This window comes from Vibrio crassostreae (assembly GCF_024347415.1).
Taxonomy (GTDB): domain Bacteria; phylum Pseudomonadota; class Gammaproteobacteria; order Enterobacterales; family Vibrionaceae; genus Vibrio; species Vibrio crassostreae.
Genome location: NZ_AP025477.1, coordinates 1,192,297 through 1,210,849 on the forward strand (window position 1 = coordinate 1,192,297; position 18,553 = coordinate 1,210,849).

The window sequence follows — 18,553 nt, forward strand, 5'->3', positions numbered from 1 at the left end:
AACAAAGCGATACCTTTCACCAATCGCTAAAACGAAAAAGGCCTTAAACTTCATCGAGTTTAAGGCCTTTTAAAATTCCGTTTCTGAAAATGCTTATTTAGCCATTTTCTTCATCATTCGCTTGATAAATGATGCTTTTTTAGGCTTTGACTTGCCGTACATTGCTTCGTGCATCATGTTTTTTGCTGCCATTTGACCCAAGTATGCGTGGCCTAGTTCGTAATTCATGCTTATCTCCGCACTTAATCAACTTTCTTTAGCGCGGATTTTACACTTAAAACGCTCAAAAACAAGATCCAAATCACACTTTATTGCAAAATAATCAATGCAGTTGCAGTGAGCCTGTTTTTGTCTTTGCGCAGACCGGGATTATATCAGTATATCAATGAGTTAACGTGAAGCCCGGTTTGGCCTTAATGCTCTATCCCTATGAACAATCCAAAACATTGGTCTAGACAGTCATAAAAAAAGCAGCTCAAGAGAGCTGCTTTCTAAAATACTTTACTGAGAAACCTAGCTGCGCTTTGGCTGTCTGTAAGTTTTACCGGCAATTTGGTATGTGTCTTTTTGCTTCAATTCAAACATCGTTTCAAAGAACCAAGCTGCAAATTTGATTAAGTCATCGCCTTCATTCATGACATGTTCGATGTACTCTTGCTCTTCGCCTTGTTCATTTTCTTGAAGCGTCACGTGGTAAATACGCTTTTCGCCTTCCACTTCAGCTAGTGCAAATTGACCAGTCAGTGATGCAGCAGCCTCTGCGACTTCTGTATCCTCATTGGATTTCAATAGCTCAAGCGCTTGAGGCAGGCCATCTAGCGCGCAGATAGCTTTTACCAGTACTTCAAATTCATTTTGCTGCATTTTGTTTTTACCTATTCAATGGACCGAAGCATTGTAGAAAACCATCAGCACAAATACAACGTATTAACGATGGTGCGTTAGACGATAGTGAATTTGACATTTAGCTATATTTCATTTCAACAGTATCGTCTTTCTTGTTCATTTTGGTTGAAGACCAAAGCACTCCCCCCATAGCTGCACCAATAATGAGGTAGAACGCGCCTAACTGTAGATGAGTCGTCACCCAACTCTCTACTAAATACCCACCGAGTAAACCCGCCAAACACATCTGAATTGAGCCTGACAACGCAGAGACGGCGCCCGCTTGCTTCTTATGAGGCTCTAATAACATGCTGATCGATAGAGGGAACGAAATCCCTTGTGCTATCGCCAACCAAGTAAACGCCCAAACTAAGTTAAAAATGGATAATTCATGAGTAAGAAGCCAAGCTCCTGAAGCCAAGATGATCAAGATAGCTAGGCTCATCAATTGAGGCGTACTAAACCTACGATTGAGTAAGTTTAAAGCGACGCTACCGATCAATAAGCCCGCCGAAGGAACAATCATCAATGAGCCATATTCAGCGGCGGTCAGCCCTAATTGCTCTTGCATTAAGAATGGAAACAACGACAACGAAACCAAACTCGCCATATAGCTCATCCAGTTGTAACTGGCGCTGGTTAACACTTGGCGATTGGTCAACAAACATCCGTAGTTCTTCACCACTTGGCAGGCATCAAAGCGACTCTTTCCGTATGGCAAAGTTTCATGAAGAACAAAGTAACCTAGCGTAAATATCGCCAATAAGTACATCAGAACGAACAGGAACACCGCCTGCCAACCGAGGTGAAATGAAATCCAACCACCAAATACTGGCGCGATGATCGGCATGATCGAAGCGGTGATCGAGATATAAGACAGCGCCTTGGTAAGCTGAGAGCCATCATAACTGTCGCGAAGCACACTTCGTCCTAACACCGAGGCACTGCCCGCCCCTAAACCTTGCAACAAGCGGCCAACCTCTAGCGCCGTCATATTGTCAGAAAACACGACACAAACGACAGTACCAATCAAATAAACACCCTGACCTAACAAGAAAATAGGTCGTCTTCCCACTGCATCGGACATCGGTCCGTAAAATAGCTGAGACAAGCCAAAACCCACAAGAAACAGCGTAACGAGCAGTTGCACATCCACTTGGGTAACACTTAAGTCAGAAGCAATTAACGGCAATGACGGCAAGTAGATGCTCACACCCACCTGTCCCGTGGCAATAATCATCATTGCTAAGAGTAACGGCGTTTTTTTAAAGGTCGATTGGCTCAAAAAATTCCCTATTCGTGTGATATTTATTCATGATATAAGTTTATATTCAAAACTAGTAATTGATAATTAACCAAATTGGAATTTAATTAAGTCCTAACAGGAAACAATATGGATTGGATCCTCAACGTAAAGAGCTACGTTAGAGTTGTAGAAGAAGGCAGTTTCAATGGCGCTGCACGTAAACTCAATACCACCAGCTCAGCGATCAGCAAAAGAGTAAACTGGTTGGAAGAGCGTATTGGCACTCAACTTTTAAAACGCACCACACGCTCAATTAGCCAAACCGAAGCCGGTGCGCTCTTTTACCTGAGAGCCAAAGATCAGCTCGACAATTGGCAGTCCATTATTGATGAGACTCGCTCGGTTAACCAAACCCCTGCAGGCTTATTAAAGATAGGTGCGACAATTGCGGTTGGCTCTAAGTTTCTCGTGCAATACATGGACGACTTCTTAGAAAAGTATCCAGACATTAAGGTGCAGCTGATCACGACCACTCCAGGACAATTACCAGAACTGGGCTTAGATCTGGTGATCAGTCGTGAACTGGAACAACTCAACTCGTTAAGCTTCAAGAAGACACCGCTGTTTGAACACAAGGCCAGTTTCTATGCTGCGCCGAGTTATCTGGCCAAACATGGTTACCCCACAAGCGAACAGGACTTAGAACAACACAACTCCTTGATCTGGGGAGAGCGTCCAACCCGTGAAGTCACACTAACTAAAGGACAACGCATCACTTTGAACGGTAACTTTGCGACCACCAACCCTGAGGCTTTGTTTCATGCCGCGAAGCGAGGAATGGGCGTACTGTTAACCATCAAAGCAATGATCAAAGAGGATCTTAAACAAGGGACACTGGTTCCAGTATTACCAAATATAACAGCCGACGAAGTGATGGTTTACGCGTACTACCCTAAGCTTGACTACTCACATACACGAACCAAGCTGTTTTTGGACCATTTGAAAGATAGATTGGACAAAGAGCGCAGCACTCAGGCTCTGTGAAATAAGTCACATTTTAATTTGAAAAGTTATACAACACGACCAATAATAAACTAGACGCATATTGATAGTAAAACTTAATACTGCGCAGTTACAAGATCGTACAAACAAGAGCATACACATACGGCTTATACACTGAATCTGGTTAACTAGGGATGGTGACTATGACTCAACATACGCACAACAGCATGATAGACACTGAGCGCATCGGACGTTTACTGAAGTTGGAAGGTATCGACCTTTTAGAGTCGGCTGTACTTACTTTGCACCAAGCCTTTGGTACTCAATACACCAGTATCATTGAGAAAAAATACTTTCCAGACCAAGTTGTTCCTCTGGTAATTGCTCATTCGGGCCATGTACTGCACGACAAAATCAATGCTCGTCATGGGCATATCTACCAGCAAGCGGTTAATCAAAGACACCCAGATTGCTCTTTCGCTCAGTACGTCGTCCAGTCATTACCGACATCAGCATTTAGGCAGGAAGTAACCTCGCAGAACTCGATCGCTATTCCTACTCGTACCCAAAGTGGTGAAGTGATGGGCGTGTTGTTCTCTACGTTTAGCTCGCCTCTTAGTCCAGACCAACAACAAGCCGTGATAAAACACCACCAATTATTCGCCGATATCATCATCCACACCTTGCGTGAAATGTGGTTCAACGACCGTTCTGAGCAACTGGTGAATCAACTCAGTTACGAAGTGTCACACGACAGTTTAACGGGGTTACTAAACCGAAGCTGTTTATCGGATACCCTAGAGTCGATCACTCAACAGAGCGTCACTCCATTCTCACTCGCTCTGCTCGACATCAATAGCTTCAAGGCCATCAATGACATGCACGGCAACTATATTGGCGATAAGGTTCTCCAATATGTAGCAGAGACTTTGCGTCGAACCTTGCCTGAAAGCAACCTGACTTTCCGGACTGCTGGCAATGAGTTCGCTTTCATTACCTATCATTCAGACCCGATAGCCGTTTGCGAGCAAATACTGGACAAGATAAAGCAAGGTTATAGTAACGTTGATATCAAAATCGATTTCGACGTTAGTATCGGCATTGCCCGCTCAGATGGGGATAACAAGGACGTTGAGCAAATCATTTTCAACACCAGTTTGGCGCTTAAAGAGTGCAAACACAGCCAAGATAGCCATATTCAATGTTATGACACTCACTTAAGAGTTCGCTACCAAAGAAAAACCGAGCTAGTTGCTGCGCTGCGAAGTGAACTGGAAAATCCGATTTCACAAAGCTATATCCCCGATAGCAATGGAATGTACGTAGTTGTGCAACCCATTGTGGGCCAAGGCGAGACGCAATGGGAATATTTCGAGGTACTGACTCGCTGGAAGACCGCCAGACACGGTGATATATCGCCAGTAGAGTTCATTCAAATGGCTGAAGAGTCTGGGCTGATTGTCGAGCTTGGTGAGCGTATTATTGAATTAGTGTGCCGCGCTAAAACCACACTAGAGCAAGGTTTAGGCTATAAGGTTAAGCTTGGAATCAACTGCTCCGCGCATGAGCTCACCGATTCGAAACGTTATATATCCTACCTGACTCGAACCATTGAACAGCACCATTTTAAGGCAAATGAGTTTGTTATCGAGTTAACCGAAACAGTTCTGTTATCGCCAACACAAGAGACAAAATCCGCTCTTAACTTTTTAAGAGGTCAAGGCTTTACCATTGCACTCGACGACTTCGGTACGGGCTACTCCAGTTTGAACTACATCCACAGCTACCCTATCGATTGCATTAAAATTGATGCCACCTTTATCCGTAATTTGTTAACCAATTCAACCTCAGAGAGCGTTGTTTGGCTGATTATTCAGCTTGCTCATAGGCTCGATGTGTCATTGGTTGCGGAAGGTGTTGAGAAGCGAGAGCAATTAGAAAAGCTGCACGCAATGGGATGTGACAAGATCCAAGGATACCTCTACTCGCCACCAATGCGACCTGAAGCTATCGTCAGTTATGTTACTCATTCGGAACCTTTGGTTTAAAGCGCTCCCTTTTAATTGAGCTAGGATCAAAAAACCGCGAGAACATGACTCTACTCCGAGTGATGCTCTCGCGGTTTTAATTAGCTGCTTGATAAATAACAGCCTTATTCAGGGTTATCTCAAAGAGCTTAACTAGCTGTTATTAGGTTGGGCTTCTAAAGCGACCTTTAACAGCTTGTCAGCTTCATCTCTTGCAGCTACAAACGTCGCTTTTTCCTTTTTAGGCACAGAATCTGCCATCGGGATATTTGCTGTCATTGCATTGACAGGACGACCACGTTCAATCAGCTCATAGTGCAAATGCGCGCCTGTCACTCGGCCAGTTTTACCAGACAAACCAATACGCTGCCCACGAGATACCGTTTGCCCTTTACGTACGAGGATTTTACTCAAATGTAAGTAACGTGTTTTGTATGTGCTGCCATGCTGAATTACCACGTAGTTACCCGCATATGGGTGCTTACGCGTCATAATTACTTTACCGTCACCCGTTGCTTGAACCGGCGTACCAACTGGCGTCGCGAAATCTGTACCATTGTGCGGTGAAATTCGGCCTGTCACAGGGTGTAATCGCTTAGGATTAAACTGAGAACTTTGACGCCAACCACTGCTCACAGGGTAACGTTGGAAAGCACGTTGTAAGCTATCGCCATTGGCATCGTAATATTGCCCATCAGTATGTAAGTACGCAGAAACAACGCGGTTACGATTCATGATTTTAATCGCTTCAATTTCACGTTTGCCGGTTGCAACACCATCAACATATTGAGCTTTTTGAAGCACTTCAAACTGATCGCCAGCGCGCAGATCTCGGCTAAAGTTCAACTTGTCTTTAAGAAGCGTCACAATATGGTCAATCTCAAGACTGTTGAGGCCAACCTTGTTCGCTGACATCGAAAAACTGCCTTGAATATCACCGACTAAAGGCTTTTGCTTCCATTCACCCGGAATAGAGATGTCTTCGAATTCGTAGCTGCCGTCATCAAGCAGTCGATAAACCACTTTGTCCGCGACGCTAAATTGAAGTTCCATTTTAGAAAGGTCGCCGGTCGCTTCATCACGCCAAAAGCGTAATGTATTACCCGGACGAAGCGTATCTAAAGCAAGGAAGTTCAAATCGGTTTCCATCACGCTCATCATCGATTTATAAGAAAATCCAAGTTGCGTGAAGATGCTACTCAAGTTATCACCAGATTGAATTTGATACTCAAATGTCGGCGGCTCAATAACGGTAACAGAAGAAGGTGACAGAATTGACTCAATAACCGTTGAGTCTGGTAGATCAAGCTCGATCGTTTTCGTCAAATTTGATTGTGAAGATTGCAGAGCAACTCCGATCGCTGCAATAAGCGGCAGTCCTAAAATAGCTACTTTTTTTACAGGTGAAAGCTCGGCAAACGGAGAGGAAAATATTTTTGAATACACGGTAAACAGGTCTTTCTACGATATAAAGGCATAGGATATGCTTTTCAAACGCATAAATCATCAATGCATTGTCATAATATGATGTGAATCTGCCCAAAACAGGTTAAGTCATTGAGTTGCCGTAGATGTAGTACCATTTAACGAGAAATAAAATTAACCGCTAAATTTGAAAATAAAAAAGCAGAAACGGCTAATTTCTGCTTTCGATAGGTTGGCGTTATTCCGTTTCGACTAATTAATACACGAAGCGAATTAGTTGCTAATTATTATAAAGTGGTTAAGCGTTAACCGTCGACACTAGGCAGTTGTCTTCACCAAATTCATTTGGAATATAACGGTCGGCATTCGAATCGTTTACCCATTGTTGATCATCAACTAGGTAGCGGAATTGGAACTCGCCATCTTTAGGTAGACGAGTTTTAAACTTGTAAACCTTCCCTTTCGCCAGTTTTTTCATTGGGGTAGCTTTCCAGTCAAGGAAGTCAGCAACAATGGATACAGAGTTCGCTTCTTGAGCTTCTAGCTCGAAGGTCACTTCCACTTCATCTTTCGTCTTAAAAAAGCGTTTATTAATCATTCGCAAGCTCCATTTGTAAAAGTAAGCAGACACAAGCATAAAAAAGTGTCTAAATTTCATTCATCTTATTAAGATAATATGTAATTTGGCTCACATAAACAACAAATCCTTGCACTAACGAAAACGCTATTGCTTACCAATTGATTGCGTATCAAAAGAAAAGCTCATCAACACCTTTTCAGAAGGGGCTTCTGCAAAGGATTGTTCCGCAGAATGCTGAGTAAAGCCGATAAAACCTTCCCCTGTGAGTTTTTTCTGTGATTGCGAATGTGGCTGTTGAGTGACATCCAAAGTCTGAATTTGCACGCGATCGCCTAAGAAAAACTGGTCAACTAACACGACACGGCTTCGTTGCTGATCATGTTTAAACAAACCAAGGTAATAGAATACGCCACTGCCTTGGTTAGATATCCACATCGGCGCAACGAAAAAGCTCGCGTTGCCCAAAGTCACCGCAGAAAGGCTTTTCGTATCAACAGTCACCACACCACGCTCTACTCCAGAATCATAACGACCAAACGCGATTGCTCTAGGTTCATCGACTTCATTGATAAAAGCGTAGGCGTTAGTTTCTGGAACTTTAATTGTCCATGGGTTGGTCGTCTTCAAATCAAAAACGTTTTCTACAACTGGGTCATAACTCACTTGAGAAGAAGGAAACTTCGCCAAGATCTCTTCATCACTTAAGCTAAAGCGATAAATACCCGCGACTATCACCACAAACAACATGACAATTGGAATCAGTAGAATCAGAGGAATAGGTAAGATTTTCTTTTTCATGAGCAATTATATTCTTTTGTTTTCATCCAGTTGTGCAGACCATAAAGGGCTTTAGTATAATTATCAATACAGGGTTAACCAGAAGTGGAGCATGGATGGATATCAATCATATTAAAGATCGAAATATCAGAAGTTGCGAGTGCCGCTGTGGATCAGTCAACCTAGTATGCCGAGGCGAACCTCAACGAACCTCTGTATGCCATTGCTATGAATGTCAGAAACGCACCGGAAGTGTATTCGGTGTTCAGGCTCGGTTTCCAATAGAGCAAGTCACCCTCAGCGGTGAAGTGACCTCTTTCTCACGCATTAGCGATACAGGTAATGAAGTCACCTATCAGTTTTGCCCCAAGTGTGGCACCACCATGCTTTTGCAGTCGGTTGCCGCCGCCGATTTTTATATCGTCCCGCTCGGATTATTTAAAGAGCAAGACTTCCCACTGCCAAGCTTTTCGGTTTATGAAGAACGCAAACATGGATGGGTTAAGTTCGACCACCAAATGAGCCATTACAACTAGTTCGTTATTGACCGTTACCTTTATATAGCAACAGTATTAGAGCAAACTGCAATACTGTTGCCTAAGATCAAATATCAACGCCCCACAACGCTAGCGTATCTTTTCGCTAGCGTTATAATCTGCTCCTCTTTCTAACCCAGGGTGAACCACATGATTTCTAAGCTACCTCGCTGGGTTGAATACGGCGCCTTACTGTTAGCAGGCCTTGCTGGTAGCGTAAATGCTATTGGGTTACTTGGTTTCCAGCATCAAGCCATTTCCCACATCTCGGGCACCATGTCTTTACTCGGCAGCAGCCTACTCACCCCAACTTCGGCATCTGTGCACCTTCTATTGGTGATCATGAGCTTTATGTTAGGTGCAGCTTTCAGTGGGTTCTTTATTGAAAACCAAGCCCTGAAGCTAGGCCGCCGTTACGGTGTTGCTTTATGTATAGAGGGTGGATTACTGTTCTTGGCGCTGTGGGCACTGTTGCAAGGCTACACTTCAGGCCAGTATTTCGCTTCAGCCGCGTGTGGTCTGCAGAACGCGATGATCACCACTTACAGCGGGGCGATCATTCGAACAACACACATGAGTGGGATCATTACCGATCTTGGGATCATGATTGGCGCTCGCTTAAAAGGAATGCCTTTTGACCGCCGTAAGGCCAAACTGCTGATGTTCATTGTCGTTGGCTTCCTATTTGGCGGCTTAAGTGGCGCTTGTCTGTTCCAACGCTTCGAAATTTTGGCACTGGCCTTCCCTGCCTCTTTCGCCTTCATTATCGCACTTAGCTACTGGTTCTACCTGACTTATCGAACTGAAACTCCAATCAATTTATAAATATCTGGCAATATATCCTCAAACTACGTAACATTCGCAACACTTTATTCTAAACTCTTAATGAGTTGCAGAATAACCAGTGTGAATAGTTAGCGATATTTGATGAATAGTATTGCAAGCGCTATCAATACTGGGTAATCTTGCAGCCAGTGAGAAAATACGGATGTTTAGAGAATAAAAACGCCAAGGATGTGGCTTTTTTACATGTAGAAATACGAGAACAATTAACATGTCTAACAACACGAATACTGCTCAACCAGAGAAATCTAAAGGCAGTTTCTGGGTTTTCTTAATCCCATCTCTGATTGGTTTATTCCTTTTCATGGCACCAATCAGCTACCAAGGTGATCTAACGATCCCTGTCGCTATTCTAGCCAAATCAATTCAAGCGGTTTTCGGTGAGTCTCTAGTTGCTATTATCACTGCAATCGTTGCCTTCATGTCTGTAGCTTCCGTTTTAAGCACCATTTTCAAGCCTGCATTCATTACATCGAATTCATTCTTAAACGGTCTTTTCAACCCGTCTCCACTATGGTTGTTAGTTCGTTTAATTGGCGGTGCAGCCGCGTTCATGGCTTTCTTCCAAGTCGGTCCTGAATTTATTTGGGAAGAGAACACTGGTGGCTTAGTTTTAGAAGGGCTACTACCGACTCTATTTTCAGTATTTATTTTTGCCGGCTTACTACTGCCACTGCTGCTTAACTTCGGTTTGTTAGAGCTGTTTGGCACCCTATTAAGTAAAATCATGCGCCCTATCTTCAACCTACCAGGTCGTAGTGCTATCGACTGTATGGCTTCTTGGTTAGGTGATGGCAGCGTTGGTATCCTTCTTACCAGCAAACAGTACGAGAAGAAGTTCTACACTCAGCGTGAAGCTGCAGTTGTTGGTACGACTTTCTCGGCAGTATCGATTACATTTAGCCTTGTGGTAATTGCACAAGTAGAGTTAGAGCACTTGTTCCTACCTTTCTACGCAGCAATCTGTCTAGCGGGTATTGTGGCAGCGGTAATCATCCCTCGTCTTCCACCACTAAGCATGAAGAAAGACACCTTCATTGACGGTAGCAAGCCGCACAAAGACGCTGATGCAATCCCAGCGGGTCACTCAACATTCTCTTGGGGTCTTGAGCTAGCGGTAAACAAAGCATCACAAGTGAAGTCGGCTAAATCTGTATTTGGCGAAGGCGTTCGCAATGCTGTAGATATGGTCTTTGGTGTACTGCCTGTGGTTATGGGTCTAGGTACCATGGCGTTGGTGATTGCGGAATACACTTCTGTATTCTCGTTCCTAGGCCAGCCTTTCATTCCATTCCTAGAGTTACTTGGTGTACCTGAAGCCGTTGCGGCATCGGAGACTATTGTTGTTGGTTTTGCGGATATGTTTATCCCAGCTATCCTTGCAGCTTCTATTGACAACGAGATGACTCGCTTTGTTATTGCAGCAATGTCGGTAACTCAACTAATCTACATGTCCGAAGTAGGCGCTCTACTTCTAGGCAGTAAGATCCCAGTGAACATCTTGGAACTGTTTATTATCTTTATTCTGCGTACGTTAATTACGCTTCCAGTTATCGCTGGTGTAGCTCACCTAATATTCTAAATTAGATGCTACTTATATAAGTAAATAAGCAGAAAGAATTATAAGCCTCACTTTTGTGGGGCTTTTTTTTGTACGGAATACATTCACACGTCAACTCAAAGCCTCAGAAATATATAAATCTGGCATATCACTCGATTTCATATCAATTTTACCCCTGCCTCTTTTAAATCGAGAACTACATACATAAACACAAAATTAATACATTATTAATTTCTTCCACCTCCAGACAGATCAATTCTTCAACCCATTGAACCAAATACTAAAAGTAACCAATATGTGATTTAGTGAATTTTGTATTGTTTAGGTTGTTGTATTTTTGTAGTCTATTTTGTGAAATTACATTCAAGTAAAATTCAATCTAGTCGATATATATAATTACAAAAACACAATTAACTTTAGTCTTCGCAAAGCCTGTAAGAAGGGGAAAACTCAATGAAATTTAGCCATAAGGTGGTTGCTGCATCATCAGCCTTGCTGCTAGTGACAGTATCATTGCTTTCAATACAACAACTTTACACCGTAAGAAGCGCTGTAGAAAACCACGTCAATGCGAGCCTAAAAGAGATGGTCTCCGGCGTTAAAAACACCGTCGAATCAGAGATGAACGCCAAGAAAGCCTTGGCTCAATCGACGACTGAAGTCATCGAGATCAACCCTGAAGATCGCGCTTACGTTAAAGAAATCTTAGAAAAGCCAAAGCTTAAAAACAGCTTCCTAGCGGTTGGTTTTGGTTATGAAGCAAACGGTTTCGTTATTGAGAATGACGATGGTTGGGATGCAGGTCCAGATTACGACCCGCGAATCCGTCCTTGGTACATTGATGCTAAATCCAAAAACAGTTTAGTCGTGACCGCTCCTTACGTGGATGCATCAAGCAAAAAAGTCATCATCTCAGTAGGTACGCCAGTTAAAGACAACGGCCGCTTTACTGCAGGTATGTTCTACGACCTAGAACTGACCAACCTTGCGACCTTAGTCAACCAAGTAAACTTGTTTGACGCGGGTTACCTATTCCTAGTCACTGCTGACGGCACCACGATTGCTCACCCGAATGCGAAAAACAACGGTGAATCGCTTTCAAGCTACATGCCTCAAGCGACTATTCGTGAAGGCTCTCAGGAAATTGAAGTCGATGGTAAAATGTTCTTGGTTAATTTCACGCACATTCCGAGTGAAGATTGGTACATAGGTGCCATCCTTGACGAAGAGATCGCTTACCAAACCGTTGAAGACTTGAAAAACAGCTCAATGATCTATTCATTGATTGCCGTTATTCTTAGCATCATCGCCCTGACTGTTCTGATTCGTGTATTAATGCGTCCACTTGATGCGCTTAACCAAGCAATTCAAGATGTCGCGAGCGGACAAGGCGACCTAACTAAGCGCCTAGATACCAATACCGACCAAGAGTTCTCTGACCTGGCGAAAGGCTTCAACACCTTTACTGAAAACCTGCAAAATCAAATCATTCAATCGAAAGCGATTGGTGTTGAGATTAAGCGTGGCACTGAAATCACCGTTAAAGGTGCAGGCGAATCAGCAAACGCGATGAATACGCAACTACAAGAGCTTGAACAGCTAGCAACCGCAATGAACGAGATGGCGGTTACGGCAACAGAAGTCGCCAATAATGCTCAAGGTGCGGCGGCTGCGGCTCGTGAAGCTGACGAAGCAACGCTAGACGGCACTTCTGTAGTTAGTGACACCACTCAAGCGATTGATAACCTATCTGAGCGCATCGACCAAGCCGTTGCTGAAGTACAAGTACTTGAATCAGCAACAGCAAACATCGAAACGATTCTCAAGGTAATCAATGATATTGCAGACCAAACCAACCTACTGGCATTGAACGCAGCGATAGAAGCGGCTCGTGCTGGTGAATCAGGCCGTGGTTTCGCAGTCGTAGCCGATGAAGTTCGTACACTGGCGCAGCGTACTCAAGAATCGACCACTGAAATCCGCAACATGATTGAGCAGCTCCAAGCAGGTGCAAGTTCGGTATCGAACGCGATGAATCAAAGTAAAGATACCGCAACTGACGCCGTTGAACGCGCTCAGCAAGCCAACTCTTCACTTGACCGCATCCGAGACGCGATTCAACGCATCTCAGATATGAACATTCAGATTGCTTCAGCAGCAGAAGAGCAGAGCTTGGTAGCGGAAGAGATCAATAACAACACAGTTAAGATCAAAGACCTTTCAACACAAGTGTCAAACGCGGCTCAAGAAGCGAACACAGCAATGCAGGTTCAAACGGACAATGTTCGCCAACAAGACGAGCTATTGAACAAGTTTACGGTTTAACCGTCTTACCGTTAAACTAGCACTCTGTTTAGTAACTAATAAACAGCTTCAAATAAAAAGCCCCGCTTACTGATTACCAGTAAGCGGGGCTTCTCTTTTTAGCCTATCCGAGTTAACTCATGACAGGCTTCAATTCGTTCGTCGTCAACATCATGCACTGGTTGGGTTCAACCTTAATGGTTAAATCCTTACCAACACATTCAAACACATCACCCGACAATAAATCGGTCACTGCGCCAGTCCAATTTAATGAAGCCGTCTTGCTTCGTTTCGATTTATTAATCACCACAATGCCTTTGTCACCACGAACGAACACCAGCAAATCATCATTCGCTTCAACCACACGCATCGCTTCGCCATGAACATGGTTATGAAATTGAATCATGTTTTTCATGTAAGGCGCTTGCCAATCGTTAAGCCAACGAGGCTGACCATTCTCATCCAAAATACCGCTAGTGCTCAGCTCACTGTAAACCAGTGGCACACCGCCATCTCTTCCAAGAATGAAAGCATGAGCCAATCGCTCGTCCACTTCATCCATCACATGCTCCAAAAACACCTCGTTGTTTGGAATATCATGAGTTACTGCAAACGTAATAGCTCGCATGTTCGACAGAGCTTGACCAAAACAGTAAGGGTTAATCAAAGACTTAAAGCTGCCCTGCTCTTCAAAAGCTTTGAAAATAGTATTGAACAACGGGAAATCGTACGCACCTAAACGAGTGTGTTTAAGGTATGGCTCAAGGAAAAGCTCATACTCTTCTTCTGTCGCACCGCCATCGGTAATGATCTCACCGAAGATGTGCATTTCTTCGCAGATGTCATCAGTCCACACCTTACGTAGGTGTGCCAGTGTCATGTGCTTTGCCGCATCAATGCGAAATCCTTTCACACCAATCGCTTTCAAGGCTTTTAGATACGCTCGCTGCTGCGCAACCACATTATCGTTATCCAACAGCGTTGGCAGGCCAGGATCGCTAGCGCCACCGGTAATACGTCCGTTTTGCACTTCCCAAGTGTCTTTCCAGTTCTTGATACCAAACGCTTCCACGAAGTCGTTTTCATCAAATAAAGGCTTAGAAAGATCACCAAACAAGCGGATCGATTCGTAATAGTCAGCATCTTTTTGATAAGACGTCATGTCTTGCTGGTTGGGGTACGTTAAATCGCCGCGGATGCCCGATTCGTTGGCCATGTGGTTAAACACGACGTCTACATAGGTACGAAGCCCATGTTGCTTTAACGTGTCGACCATCGCTTTAAAATCTTGTGTGTCACCCAACTGATTATCGATCACACGATAGTCTTGCGGCTGATAGCGTTGCCACCATTGAGTGCCAGAATCTCGATCGCAGCCTTTAGGACCACGTAATGACTTCATTGCTGGTGAAACTAAAACAGATTTATAACCCAACTCTTGGATCAGTGGGGCGTTCTTCATTACGTCAGCGTAGCACCAGTCAAAGGCATGCAATATGACATCTGTCGCTGGGTTGCTTAACATAGCTGAACTCTCCATGTTGTTCTCCTACCAAACTCGTTTACAGCTTTTTAGAAAAGGCAAAGGCTAAAAGGCAAAGCTGCATAAATTTCCTTAAGAATGGCATTTATTATATGAGTTACTCATTAAAAACCCTCCTCCTCCCAACGATTAGTCACGGCGGATAGTTAAGGGCGTAGCGCTAATTATCGCATAACGTCTGGGATGAACACTCAACCGTATTGCTCTAAAGCGCGCAAAAAAGTCACAAAAAAGGAGCGTATATACGCTCCTTTTATTCAATCTATCACATATTTATTGCTAAGTTCTGTAAAGAACCTTAACCACATGCCAACCAAATTTTGTTTTCACAAGGTGTGGTACTAGCGTCTCGCCAGAGAAGCAAACCTTATCAAACTGAGGCACCATTTGACCTTTTTTGAACTCGCCTAGGTCGCCGCCCTTTTTACCTGATGGACAGGTTGAATGTTTCTTCGCTAGCGTTTGAAATTTAGCGCCCTTTTTAAGCTGCGTCATGATGTCTTCTGCTAGTTCTTTATGCTTCACCAAAATATGAAGCGCTGCTGCTGTTCTTGCCATGATAATTCTCAGTTTGTTGCTGCCAGTTTACTTTCGACGGTTGCTTTGAACATCGCTAATGAACTGACTGTTGTAAATCTGTTTGCCGCTAACGACTTATCGACATAAATCCATCGACAGCCAGCGTTTAGCGTGATTTTAACCCAAGAACAGCTATTCTTCACTCTATAAGCGAAAACAACTGCCTTAAAGGCTACTAAAAACCGCATCGCGACTTGCTGCGGCTTCCATTTCCCTTTAAATTAATCCTTATAAATTAAGCGCGTATTAAGTAGGAGCCACTTATGGCCAAACCGATCAGTAAAGCGAGTCAGTCACAGGGAATGTTGATGTTCAAGTTATCCCTCACTCAAAGTTTTGCGATTGGCACGCTTAAGGTCAGAGAGATCGTCCCTTTTCAGCCGATGACTCAGATCCCCTACTCTCATCATCACGTGATTGGTACAGTGACTATCCGCGACCTTACGGTTCCTGTGATTGATATGTCCGCTGCGATTGGCTTCCGTCCGATAACACCCGCTGAATACCAAGATTGCGTACTCATCGTCACCGACTGTTTAAGAACCGTTGTGGCGTTCTTGGTTCGTTCGATTGATAAGATCATTGAATGCGACTGGAAGAGTATTGAATCTCCACCCACCAGTGTGGGTCGCAATGTCTTTGTAACGGGAATTACACGCTTTGAAGACCGTATTGTACAAATGCTCGACGTGGAACTGCTGCTTTCTAAGATCTACCCAGATTATGAGAATGCGCATATCCCGATGCTGACCGATGTAGAGAGAGAACGCCTCAAAGCATTGAACATCTTATTGGTGGATGACTCTTTGATTGCGCGTAAACAGTTATCTGATGCCTTAGACAGCATCAACATCCCTTACAGCATTTGTAACAACGGCTTAGACGCCATCGACCTAATGCGACGCCAAGCCAGCGCTGGCAATGCCATTGATCTTCTGGTGAGTGATATCGAGATGCCAGGTTTAGATGGTTATGAGCTTGCATTTGAAGTGCAAAACGACAGCGCTCTAAGTCACGCTTACTGTATTTTGCACACATCATTGTCCAGTGAAATCTGTGTGGACCGTGCCAATCAGGTGGGGGCCCACGAAGCGCTTGAGAAGTTCAATGCGGGTGAATTAATCGAAGCTATGCTACGCGGTGCAAAAGTCTTAAACGACGCCTCTACGGCTGCTTAAACTCCATTTTAGAAGCTAAACCTAGCATAGTGCTTAATGGTTTAGCTTCTTATTCTCTTATTTCTTCAAATCCTAACGAGATTAGAGCTAACCGTTAGTCTTTGTTTTCTGGCATAGACTTCTTTGGCATAGAATAGCTCTTACTCACAAATTCCACTTCCTCGACTTCATTGACATGATTGGTAAAAGAGGCCAACGCATAGAGAGTGTTCGCGACTAGGTTTGCGTATTTAAAAAGAATCGGGGCTGGCGACTTTTTACTTTCATGGTGTTCAATACTGACCAGCGCTCGCATGACCTTTTTAGCCTGACAGCGACACAAGTGAAGCTCGCTAGACACTCGGTGCCCACCGGGTAAAACAAAGCCTTTAAAACCACCTTCTAGCTGCTCACGGATACGATGATAGTCTTGCTTGAGCTCGACCAATTCAAATTCGGTGATGGCAAGCTTACCGCGCACAGAGCCATTCAAGTGATAGATGTTTGGCTGCAAGCGTTGCAGGATCTCGCGAACCTGAGGCTCTAGCTCTAAAGACAACACCAGCCCAACTCGGCAACAAAGTTCATCCGACAAAATCTCAAAATCACAGATAGGACTGTCTTCATAGATAAATGGGTAACAGAACTCGTCCCAATCTCGACTTACTGGTTTCACGTACCGATCCTTACACATAAATAATCATCAAACGCCAATATACCAAACTCTTTGATTGAGTCTGAGTTTATTAGCTAAAAGACCCGCAGTTTCCCTGCTTGATAATGAGATAGCAAAAAGCCCTCACATTGGAGGGCTCCTGAAGAAGTAGGTTAAACGAGATTACTCGTTAGACACTTTTTTGTGGCCTTCTTGCAGGTGAACGAAATCCACCAAATCGTCGCCTGATACTTGATATGCTTGACCAAAACCTTTCACGAACAGTCCGTTATCTGCTTTAAGGTTAAATAGAGAGAAATCTTGAAGTTGACTCAAACCATCGATGATCTCGCCAAAACGCTCTTGCATCTGGCCGATCACTTGAGTCCAAAGTTCCGTTTCACGTTCAACAACACTTGCTTGAGCATCAAACGTTAAACGCTTGCGTGCGTAAAGCTGCTTCGAGCTCTCTTCGTCTTCAATCATCATCAAAGAGACTTGAGGGTTCGCTTTCAAGTTACGAGCATGACGAGCAATATCAGAAATGAGAACAAAGTAACCTTCTTGGTTCTGAACGAAAGGTGCGTAACTTACGTTCGGGCGACCTTCTTCGTCAACCGTTGCAAGCTGAAGGGTACGGCGCTCTTGGCGAAACTCTTTAATTTCTGGACCTAGGCGACCTTGTAGACGTTCTTGTTTTACTTGTTGTTCCATGGGTAATTCCTTTCTTCACTTTCTCTGATTTATTATTTTTGCCCGAGGTTGAGCGATCATTAGCGAACTAAACGATCCTCGAGCATTTATGTCTTGTTTAAGCCAGTTGGCAACCCTATGTAAGATTGCTGCTGATTATTTACTATTGACTGTACTTAAGCGTGTTCTTTTAGCGCTTTGAAGCGTTCGACTTGGTCGGCAATCAGCTCACGCTTTTCGTTGCGGCCTAGGTAAATCTTAAAAATATTCTCGCCCGTTTCACTGAAGAAACCGAAGTAATGACTTTCACGACCCATGAACGCTTTGCTCACTAAACCGATCTGTTTGACATTGTCGAGTTTCAGGTGACCATGAAGCTCGCCTTCTTTGCCCATCAGATTGTAGTAACCACGCGCTACTTTACCTTTAGGGAACGGCGCTTTTACTTCAAAGATTGAGCCGAATGAATGCACGATTGTGGTCACTGGGCCCCAACCCACTAATCCTTCTAGAATTTCTTGAGCACGGCTGCCATCTAGCATCACTGCCATGTCGTTTGGAAAAGCAGCTACCACTTCAACTTCTGAAACACCTAGCTTCTCAGCAATCGCAGTAGGAAGCAGTTTTGGTTCTTCTTCTAGAATGCGTGCGACACGTTGTTCTAGGGTTTGTGTCATTTCTAATGTTGTATCTGTCATTGAATATGTTTCCGTATAAACGAGTAATTGACATTAGGGCGT

18 protein-coding genes are annotated in these 18,553 nt (G+C 43.9%); 7 read left to right on the forward strand and 11 right to left on the reverse strand.

Going from position 1 to position 18,553, the window contains the following annotated elements:
• Positions 1–93: 93 nt before the first annotated feature.
• The 3 genes from OC193_RS21120 to OC193_RS21130 form a co-directional block, all read right to left on the reverse strand.
• The gene (locus OC193_RS21120; protein ID WP_004737777.1) at positions 94–228 is read right to left on the reverse strand and encodes a hypothetical protein; all 135 of its coding nucleotides are present in this window, start codon (positions 226–228) and stop codon (positions 94–96) included.
• Between the two features lie 285 nt (positions 229–513).
• Positions 514–864, reverse strand: coding sequence for a hypothetical protein (locus tag OC193_RS21125; protein WP_017057980.1), 351 nt, complete (start codon positions 862–864; stop codon positions 514–516).
• A gap of 100 nt (positions 865–964) precedes the next feature.
• A complete protein-coding gene (locus OC193_RS21130) occupies positions 965–2,170 on the reverse strand; it encodes a multidrug effflux MFS transporter (RefSeq protein ID WP_048662360.1) in 1,206 nt (401 codons plus the stop codon).
• Positions 2,171–2,278: 108 nt separating this feature from the next.
• Between OC193_RS21130 and OC193_RS21135 the strand changes: the two genes are divergently transcribed.
• Both OC193_RS21135 and OC193_RS21140 read left to right on the forward strand, forming a co-directional pair.
• Positions 2,279–3,175: a LysR family transcriptional regulator gene (locus tag OC193_RS21135; RefSeq protein WP_048662361.1), complete on the forward strand. Its 897-nt coding sequence runs from the start codon at positions 2,279–2,281 to the stop codon at positions 3,173–3,175.
• A 161-nt stretch (positions 3,176–3,336) separates the two neighbouring features.
• Entirely contained in the window at positions 3,337–5,181 is a 1,845-nt protein-coding gene (locus OC193_RS21140; RefSeq protein WP_048662362.1) for a putative bifunctional diguanylate cyclase/phosphodiesterase, read from the forward strand.
• Between the two features lie 132 nt (positions 5,182–5,313).
• On the opposite strand, the gene OC193_RS21145 is transcribed toward OC193_RS21140, so the two are convergent.
• The 3 genes from OC193_RS21145 to OC193_RS21155 all read right to left on the reverse strand — a co-directional run bounded on the left by OC193_RS21145 (position 5,314) and on the right by OC193_RS21155 (position 7,963).
• Positions 5,314–6,606 (reverse strand): peptidoglycan DD-metalloendopeptidase family protein, encoded by a 1,293-nt coding sequence (locus OC193_RS21145; protein WP_048662363.1) that lies wholly within the window; start codon positions 6,604–6,606, stop codon positions 5,314–5,316.
• Positions 6,607–6,883: 277 nt separating this feature from the next.
• Entirely contained in the window at positions 6,884–7,183 is a 300-nt protein-coding gene (locus tag OC193_RS21150) for an isoamylase early set domain-containing protein (RefSeq protein WP_017630092.1), read from the reverse strand.
• A gap of 126 nt (positions 7,184–7,309) precedes the next feature.
• A complete protein-coding gene (locus OC193_RS21155) occupies positions 7,310–7,963 on the reverse strand; it encodes a hypothetical protein (protein WP_048661113.1) in 654 nt (217 codons plus the stop codon).
• Positions 7,964–7,995: 32 nt separating this feature from the next.
• Between OC193_RS21155 and OC193_RS21160 the strand changes: the two genes are divergently transcribed.
• The 4 genes from OC193_RS21160 (at position 7,996) to OC193_RS21175 (ending at position 13,207) form a co-directional block, all read left to right on the forward strand.
• A complete protein-coding gene (locus OC193_RS21160; protein ID WP_179947237.1) occupies positions 7,996–8,478 on the forward strand; it encodes a GFA family protein in 483 nt (160 codons plus the stop codon).
• A 150-nt stretch (positions 8,479–8,628) separates the two neighbouring features.
• Complete coding sequence (locus tag OC193_RS21165) at positions 8,629–9,303, forward strand: YoaK family protein (RefSeq protein ID WP_048661112.1); 675 nt, start codon at positions 8,629–8,631, stop codon at positions 9,301–9,303.
• 229 nt (positions 9,304–9,532) lie between these two features.
• Positions 9,533–10,903: a YjiH family protein gene (locus tag OC193_RS21170; RefSeq protein ID WP_048661111.1), complete on the forward strand. Its 1,371-nt coding sequence runs from the start codon at positions 9,533–9,535 to the stop codon at positions 10,901–10,903.
• A 432-nt stretch (positions 10,904–11,335) separates the two neighbouring features.
• Positions 11,336–13,207 carry a methyl-accepting chemotaxis protein gene (locus OC193_RS21175; protein ID WP_048661110.1) on the forward strand — a complete coding sequence of 624 codons (1,872 nt, stop codon included), beginning with the start codon at positions 11,336–11,338 and terminating at the stop codon, positions 13,205–13,207.
• A gap of 112 nt (positions 13,208–13,319) precedes the next feature.
• Here OC193_RS21175 and OC193_RS21180 read toward each other — a convergent pair whose 3' ends face one another.
• Together OC193_RS21180 and ppiC are read right to left on the reverse strand one after the other, a co-directional pair.
• Positions 13,320–14,726, reverse strand: a complete 1,407-nt coding sequence (locus OC193_RS21180) for an alpha-amylase family glycosyl hydrolase (protein WP_048662364.1) — start codon at positions 14,724–14,726, stop codon at positions 13,320–13,322.
• 282 nt (positions 14,727–15,008) lie between these two features.
• Positions 15,009–15,290, reverse strand: coding sequence for a peptidylprolyl isomerase PpiC (ppiC, locus tag OC193_RS21185; RefSeq protein ID WP_258185064.1), 282 nt, complete (start codon positions 15,288–15,290; stop codon positions 15,009–15,011).
• A 281-nt stretch (positions 15,291–15,571) separates the two neighbouring features.
• Between ppiC and OC193_RS21190 the strand changes: the two genes are divergently transcribed.
• A complete protein-coding gene (locus OC193_RS21190; RefSeq protein WP_048662365.1) occupies positions 15,572–16,486 on the forward strand; it encodes a chemotaxis protein in 915 nt (304 codons plus the stop codon).
• Between the two features lie 94 nt (positions 16,487–16,580).
• On the opposite strand, the gene OC193_RS21195 is transcribed toward OC193_RS21190, so the two are convergent.
• The 3 genes from OC193_RS21195 to hutX all read right to left on the reverse strand — a co-directional run bounded on the left by OC193_RS21195 (position 16,581) and on the right by hutX (position 18,511).
• The gene (locus OC193_RS21195; RefSeq protein ID WP_048662367.1) at positions 16,581–17,141 is read right to left on the reverse strand and encodes an ATP--cob(I)alamin adenosyltransferase; all 561 of its coding nucleotides are present in this window, start codon (positions 17,139–17,141) and stop codon (positions 16,581–16,583) included.
• A gap of 162 nt (positions 17,142–17,303) precedes the next feature.
• The gene (hutZ, locus tag OC193_RS21200) at positions 17,304–17,834 is read right to left on the reverse strand and encodes a heme utilization protein HutZ (RefSeq protein WP_048661102.1); all 531 of its coding nucleotides are present in this window, start codon (positions 17,832–17,834) and stop codon (positions 17,304–17,306) included.
• Between the two features lie 155 nt (positions 17,835–17,989).
• Positions 17,990–18,511 (reverse strand): heme utilization cystosolic carrier protein HutX, encoded by a 522-nt coding sequence (gene hutX, locus OC193_RS21205; RefSeq protein ID WP_048661101.1) that lies wholly within the window; start codon positions 18,509–18,511, stop codon positions 17,990–17,992.
• Between the last annotated feature and the right edge of the window lie 42 nt (positions 18,512–18,553).